Here is a 6,224-nt window from a genome sequence, read left to right as displayed (position 1 = left end):
GCCGCGCGCCGTGCGCGGTTCACCCCCGACGACGTGCGCCTCGCCGACCTGGTCGAGGTCGTGTCCGAGCCCACCCGCGCCGACGACTACCCGCACGCGGCCGGCGTCGAGCAGGGTGTCGTCGTCTACGCCTCGGCGACGCTGCGCGCTGCCGTCGCGTCGCCCGAGGGCGAGGACGCCGTGCGCGCCGAGCTCGTCCACGCCCTCACCGACGGACCGGGGATCGTCGTGCTCAAGGGCGCCTGGGACGACCACGACGTCGTCGACCGCGCCACGGCCGCCTTCGAGGAGGTCATCGCCCAGGAGAAGGCCGCCGGGGGAGCCGCGGGCGACCACTTCGCCAAGCCCGGCGCCAACGACCGCATCTGGAACGCGCTGGAGAAGCTGGCCGTCACCGACCCCGCCACCTTCGTCGACTACTACGCCAACGACGTCCTGGCCCTCGTCTCGACCGCCTGGCTCGGCCCCGCCTACCAGGTGACGTCGCAGGTCAACGTCGTCCGGCCCGGCGGGGTGGCGCAGGACCCGCACCGCGACTACCACCTCGGCTTCCTGTCCGACGAGGTCGCGGCGCGGTACCCGGCGCACGTGCACCTGCTCTCGCCCGTCCTCACGCTCCAGGGCGCGGTCGCGCACGTCGACATGCCCGTCGAGAGCGGCCCGACGCTGTACCTGCCGCACTCGCAGAAGTACGGACCCGGCTACCTCGCCTACCGTCGCGACGACGTGCGCGACTACTTCGCCGACCACCACGTGCAGCTGCCGCTGGAGAAGGGCGACGCCGTGTTCTTCAACCCGGCCCTGCTGCACGGGGCGGGCAGCAACGTCTCGGCCGACGTGCAGCGCGTCGCGAACCTGCTGCAGGTCTCGTCGGCGTTCGGGCGTGCCATGGAGGCCGTCGACCGGGCCCGTGCCACGACGGCGGTCTACCCGACGCTGCTGGAGCGCCGGGCGGCCGGCTGGTCCGACGCCGCCCTGCGTCGCGTGGTCGCGTCGGTCGCGGAGGGCTACCCGTTCCCGACCAACCTCGACCTCGACCAGCCGGTCGACGGCATGACCCCGCTGTCGCAGGCGGAGATCGTCGAGCAGGCGCTCGCCGCGGGCCGCGACGTCGACCAGGTGGGCCAGGCGCTCGGCGCCTACGCCGCGCGGCGTCGCACGGACGGAGCCGTCTGATGGGCAGCCTCGACGACCGCGTCGTCCTGGTCTCCGGAGGCACCCAGGGCGTCGGTCTCGCCATCGCCCAGGCCGCGCTCCGCGAGGGCGCCCGGGTGGTCGTCACCGGACGACGCGCCCACGTCGGCGAAGCGGCGGCCGCCGACCTGTCCGCCCTCGGTGACGCCCGGTTCGTGCGCTGCGACGTGGCCGACGTCGAGGCGTGCCGCGCCGCCGTCGAGGCCACCGTGACCGCCCACGGGCGGGTCGACGGACTGGTCAACGCCGCCGGGTTCACCGAGCGCGGCAGCGTGCTCGACACGACGCCGGAGATGTTCGAGCAGCACGTCGCGGTGAACCTGCGCGGCCCGTTCTTCCTGATGCAGGCCGCGATCGGCGACATGGTCCGCCGTGGTGAGCCGGGCTCGGTCGTCAACGTGCTCACCATGAGCGCACACGGTGGGCAGCCCCACCTCGCGCCGTACTCGGCCACCAAGGCGGGGCTCGCCGGGCTGACGAAGAACGCCGCCTACGCCCACCGGTTCGACCGCGTGCGCGTGAACGGCGTGAACATCGGCTGGACCGACTCCGACGGCGAGGACGTCATCCAGCGTCGCTTCCACGACGCCGGCGACGACTGGCGGGAGCAAGCAGCCAAGCGCCTGCCTGCCGGGCGGCTCGCGACGCCCGAGGACGCGGCGGGCATCGTCGTGCTGCTGCTGAGCGACGCGAGCGGGGTCGTCACGGGCTCGGTCATGGACTGGGACCAGACCGTCGTGGGCACGTCGGACTGACCGGGTCGGGGCGCGAGGCGTGTCACGCTGTCAGCGAACAGGGCGTGTTCGCGCGTGTCTCGCGCCCCTTCGCCCTCTAGGGTCGAGAACGTGAACACACCAGACGTCAGCACCCAGCACGGTCCGGGTCCGGACGCGTCGGGCCTGCGCATGATGGCCGGCACCGACGTCGGGCCCTCCGACCTCGACGGCCACATCTACCAGCGCCTGCTGCGCGAGCGGATCATCTTCCTCGGGTCGGAGGTGCGCGACTCCAACTCCAACGCGATCTGCGCACAGATGCTCCTGCTCAACGCGGAGGACCCGAACGCCGACATCTTCCTGTACATCAACAGCCCCGGCGGCTCGGTCGACTCCGGCATGGCCATCTACGACACCATGCAGTTCATCTCCAACGACGTCGCCACCGTGGCCATGGGCCTCGCCGCGTCGATGGGGCAGTTCCTGCTGGCCGCCGGCGCGCCGGGCAAGCGCTACGCGCTGCCGCACGCGCGCATCATGATGCACCAGCCCTCGGGCGGCATCGGCGGCTCCGCGTCGGACATCAAGATCCAGGCGCAGCAGTCCATCCTGCTCAAGAAGCAGCTCAACGAGCTCCAGTCGCTGCACACCGGCCAGTCGATCGAGCAGATCGAGGCCGACGCCGACCGCGACCGCTGGTTCACGCCCGACCAGGCGAAGGACTACGGCTTCATCGACCAGGTCATCAAGAGCGCCGGAGAGGTTGCACGATGAGCTACTACATCCCCCAGTGGGAAGAGCGCACGTCCTACGGGTTCCGGCGCATCGACCCCTACGCGAAGCTGTTCGAGGACCGCATCATCTTCGTCGGCACGCCGATCAGCGACGACGTGGCCAACGCGGTCATGGCGCAGCTGCTCTGCCTGCAGCAGATGGACGCCGACCGCGACATCCAGCTGTACATCAACAGCCCGGGTGGCTCGTTCACCGCGATGACGGCCATCTACGACACGATGCGCTACCTCAAGTCCGACGTGCAGACCGTCTGCCTGGGCCAGGCGGCCTCCGCCGCCGCGGTCCTGCTGGCCGCCGGCACGCCCGGCAAGCGCTACGCGCTGCCGAACAGCCGCATCCTCATCCACCAGCCGTACACCGAGGGCACCGGCGGCCAGATCTCCGACCTGGAGATCCAGGCCAACGAGATCCTGCGCATGCGCTCGCTGATGGAGCAGATGATCGCCGACGCGACCGGCAAGACGCCCGAGGACGTCAGCAAGGACGTCGAGCGCGACAAGATCCTGACGGCCGAGCAGGCCAAGGAGTACGGGATCATCGACCAGGTCTTCGACTCGCTGAAGACCCCCGCCGTCTGACCGACCCGGCGACGCCACGACACGCGCGTGGCGTCGCCGGTTCGCAGGTGGTGGTCCGAGCCGGCCGGTAGTGTGAGGCTGGCGACACGACGTCCGCGTCGTGAGTGTTCGTCCGACGGAAGGGAGCGCGCCCGTGGCACGCATCGGTGAGACCGCCGACCTCTTGAAGTGCTCGTTCTGCGGCAAGAGCCAGAAGCAGGTCAAGAAGCTCATCGCCGGCCCCGGCGTGTACATCTGCGACGAGTGCATCGACCTCTGCAACGAGATCATCGAGGAGGAGCTGGCCGAGGGTGCCGAGCTGAGCCTCGGCGAGCTGCCCAAGCCGCACGAGATCTTCGAGTTCCTCAACGGCTACGTGGTGGGCCAGGACAACGCGAAGAAGAACCTCGCGGTGGCCGTCTACAACCACTACAAGCGCGTGCAGGCCCAGGCCACCACCGGACGCGCCAAGGACGACGGTGTCGAGCTGGCGAAGTCCAACATCCTCATGGTCGGCCCCACGGGCTGCGGCAAGACCTACCTCGCCCAGACCCTCGCGCGCATGCTGAACGTCCCGTTCGCCATCGCCGACGCCACCGCCCTCACCGAGGCCGGCTACGTCGGTGAGGACGTCGAGAACATCCTCCTCAAGCTCATCCAGGCCGCCGACTACGACGTCAAGAAGGCCGAGACGGGCATCATCTACATCGACGAGGTCGACAAGATCTCGCGCAAGGCCGAGAACCCGTCGATCACCCGCGACGTGTCGGGCGAGGGCGTGCAGCAGGCGCTGCTGAAGATCCTCGAGGGCACGACCGCGTCGGTGCCGCCCCAGGGTGGGCGCAAGCACCCGCACCAGGAGTTCATCCAGATCGACACCACCAACGTGCTGTTCATCGTCGGTGGCGCGTTCGCGGGGCTCGAGGAGATCATCGAGCAGCGCAGCGGCAAGGTCGGCCTGGGGTTCAACACCGGCGGCGTCGCGGAGAAGAAGCCCGAGACGGCCCCGGAGAAGCTGTTCTCCCAGGTGCTGCCGGAGGACCTGCTGAAGTTCGGCCTCATCCCCGAGTTCATCGGCCGTCTGCCGGTCATCGCCGCGGTCGACAAGCTCGACAAGCCGGCGCTGGTCTCCATCCTCACCGAGCCGCGCAACGCGCTCACCAAGCAGTTCGTGCGGCTCTTCGAGCTCGACGACGTCGAGCTGGAGTTCACCGACGACGCCTGCGAGGCCATGGCCGACCTCGCGCTCGCCCGCGACACCGGCGCCCGCGGTCTGCGCTCGATCATCGAGCACGTGCTGCAGCCCGTCATGTACGACATCCCCTCGCGCGACGACGTCGCCAAGGTCGTCGTCACCGGCGCGACCGTCCGCGGCGAGGAGGGCCCGACCGTCCTCACCCGCGACGAGGTGGCCAAGAAGGCCTCCTGAGCGGACCAGGTCTCGTCGACGCCCTCCTCCGGCTGCTGCCGGGGGAGGGCGTCCGCCGTCCTGCGGGTGCTCGACGGGTGCGCGCTAGGGTCGCGACATGACCGTCGACATCACCCTGTTCGGGGCCACCGGGTTCACCGGCACGCTCACCGCCGTCTACCTCGGCACCCACCTGCCCGAGGGCGGGACGTGGGCCGTCGCCGGGCGCAGCGCCGCCAAGCTGCAGAACGTGGTCGACGAGGTCGAGGCCGCCGGCGGCACGGCGCCCGAGATCGTGCTGGCCGACGTGTCCGACGCCGCCTCGATGCGGGCGATGGCCGAGGGCACGCGCGTGCTCATCTCGACCGTCGGTCCGTACGTCCAGCACGGCGACCCGGCCGTCAGGGCGGCCGCGGAGGCCGGCATCGCCTACGTCGACCTGACCGGCGAGCCCGAGTTCGTGGATCGCACCTGGTTGGAGCACCAGGAGACCGCGCTGCGCACCGGCGCGACGCTCGTGCACGCGTGCGGCTTCGACTCGATCCCCTACGACCTCGGCGTGCTGTACACCGTCGAGCAGCTGCCGGAGGGCGTCCCGATCGACGTGAAGGGCTACATCCGCGCCGGGGGGACGGCGTCGGGCGGCACGTACCACTCGGCCATCGGCGCGTTCTCGCGGCTGCGCCAGTCGGCCGCCACGGCCAAGGAGCGCAAGCAGCGCGAGCAGCGTCCGCAGGGCCGCTCGGTCCGCGGCGGCGGCTCGATCGGGCGAGGCGCCGGCGGTAAGGGCTGGGCGCTCCCGCTCCCGACCATCGACCCGCAGGTCGTGCTGCGCTCGGCGCGCGCCCTCGAGCGCTACGGCCCGCAGTTCACGTACTCCCACTTCGCCCAGTTCACGAAGCTCCCCGTCCTCGCCGGCACCGTGGTCGGGGCGGGCGTCCTGCTCGCGGGCTCGCAGCTCGCTCCGACCCGCAAGGCCCTGCTGAAGCTGCGCGCGCAGGGCGACGGCCCCAGCCCGGAGAAGCGCGCGTCGTCGTGGTTCTCGCTCCGCCTGGTCGGTGAGGGCGGCGGCAAGCGGGTCGTCACGCAGGTGAGCGGCGGCGACCCGGGCTACGACGAGACGGCGAAGATGCTCAGCGAGTCGGCGCTGTGCCTCGCGTTCGACGACGTGCCGAAGGTCGCCGGCCAGACCACCACCGCCGTCGCCATGGGCCGCCCGCTCATCGAGCGCCTCCAGGCCGCCGGCATCCGCTTCGAGACCCTCGAGACCGCCTGACCGAGCGCGCGGACTCTGCTCGTTTGCGTGGGGCCCCACGCAAACGAGCTCGCCCCCACGCAAACATGCGCCGTAGGTGCACGTTCACGTGGGGCCCCACGTAAACCGGCTCGCCCCCACGCAAACATGCGCCAGAAGTGCGTGCTTGCGTGGGGCCCCACGTAAACGTGCGCGAGGGGAAGGGGCTACTCGGTGGGGGCGAGGGTGGCGTCGGTGACGAGCTCGGTGGTCGAGTCGTCGGCCGACGTCGTCAGCTCACCGGTCACGCGACCTGCGGC

At 70.9% G+C, this 6,224-nt stretch carries 6 protein-coding genes; all 6 read left to right on the top strand.

The annotated features are described in order from the left end of the window. Positions 1 to 1,176 (top strand): phytanoyl-CoA dioxygenase family protein (locus tag A6Q79_RS03330; RefSeq protein WP_317696271.1); only part of this gene is annotated, 1,176 nt, incomplete at its 5' end. Next, entirely contained in the window at positions 1,176 to 1,949 is a 774-nt protein-coding gene (locus tag A6Q79_RS03325) for an SDR family oxidoreductase (protein WP_289016935.1), read from the top strand. The genes A6Q79_RS03330 and A6Q79_RS03325, both read left to right, overlap by 1 nt. 153 nt (positions 1,950 to 2,102) lie before the next feature. Next, the gene (locus A6Q79_RS03320; RefSeq protein WP_067861717.1) at positions 2,103 to 2,684 is read left to right on the top strand and encodes an ATP-dependent Clp protease proteolytic subunit; all 582 of its coding nucleotides are present in this window, start codon (positions 2,103 to 2,105) and stop codon (positions 2,682 to 2,684) included. Beyond that, positions 2,681 to 3,283 carry an ATP-dependent Clp protease proteolytic subunit gene (locus tag A6Q79_RS03315; RefSeq protein WP_067859031.1) on the top strand — a complete coding sequence of 201 codons (603 nt, stop codon included), beginning with the start codon at positions 2,681 to 2,683 and terminating at the stop codon, positions 3,281 to 3,283. The genes A6Q79_RS03320 and A6Q79_RS03315 overlap by 4 nt, the downstream gene beginning before the upstream one ends. Positions 3,284 to 3,416: 133 nt before the next feature. Then, positions 3,417 to 4,691, top strand: a complete 1,275-nt coding sequence (gene clpX / locus A6Q79_RS03310) for an ATP-dependent Clp protease ATP-binding subunit ClpX (protein ID WP_067859029.1) — start codon at positions 3,417 to 3,419, stop codon at positions 4,689 to 4,691. Positions 4,692 to 4,788: 97 nt separating this feature from the next. Beyond that, positions 4,789 to 5,946: a trans-acting enoyl reductase family protein gene (locus tag A6Q79_RS03305; RefSeq protein WP_067859026.1), complete on the top strand. Its 1,158-nt coding sequence runs from the start codon at positions 4,789 to 4,791 to the stop codon at positions 5,944 to 5,946. The last annotated feature ends 278 nt before the right edge of the window (positions 5,947 to 6,224 follow it).

The sequence above is a fragment of the Aeromicrobium sp. REDSEA-S32_B7 genome (assembly GCF_001626145.1).
In the GTDB taxonomy this organism is placed as follows: Bacteria; Actinomycetota; Actinomycetes; order Propionibacteriales; family Nocardioidaceae; genus Aeromicrobium; species Aeromicrobium erythreum.
Note: the sequence above shows the minus strand (reverse complement) of the source record. Positions and strands in the feature narration are given on the sequence as shown.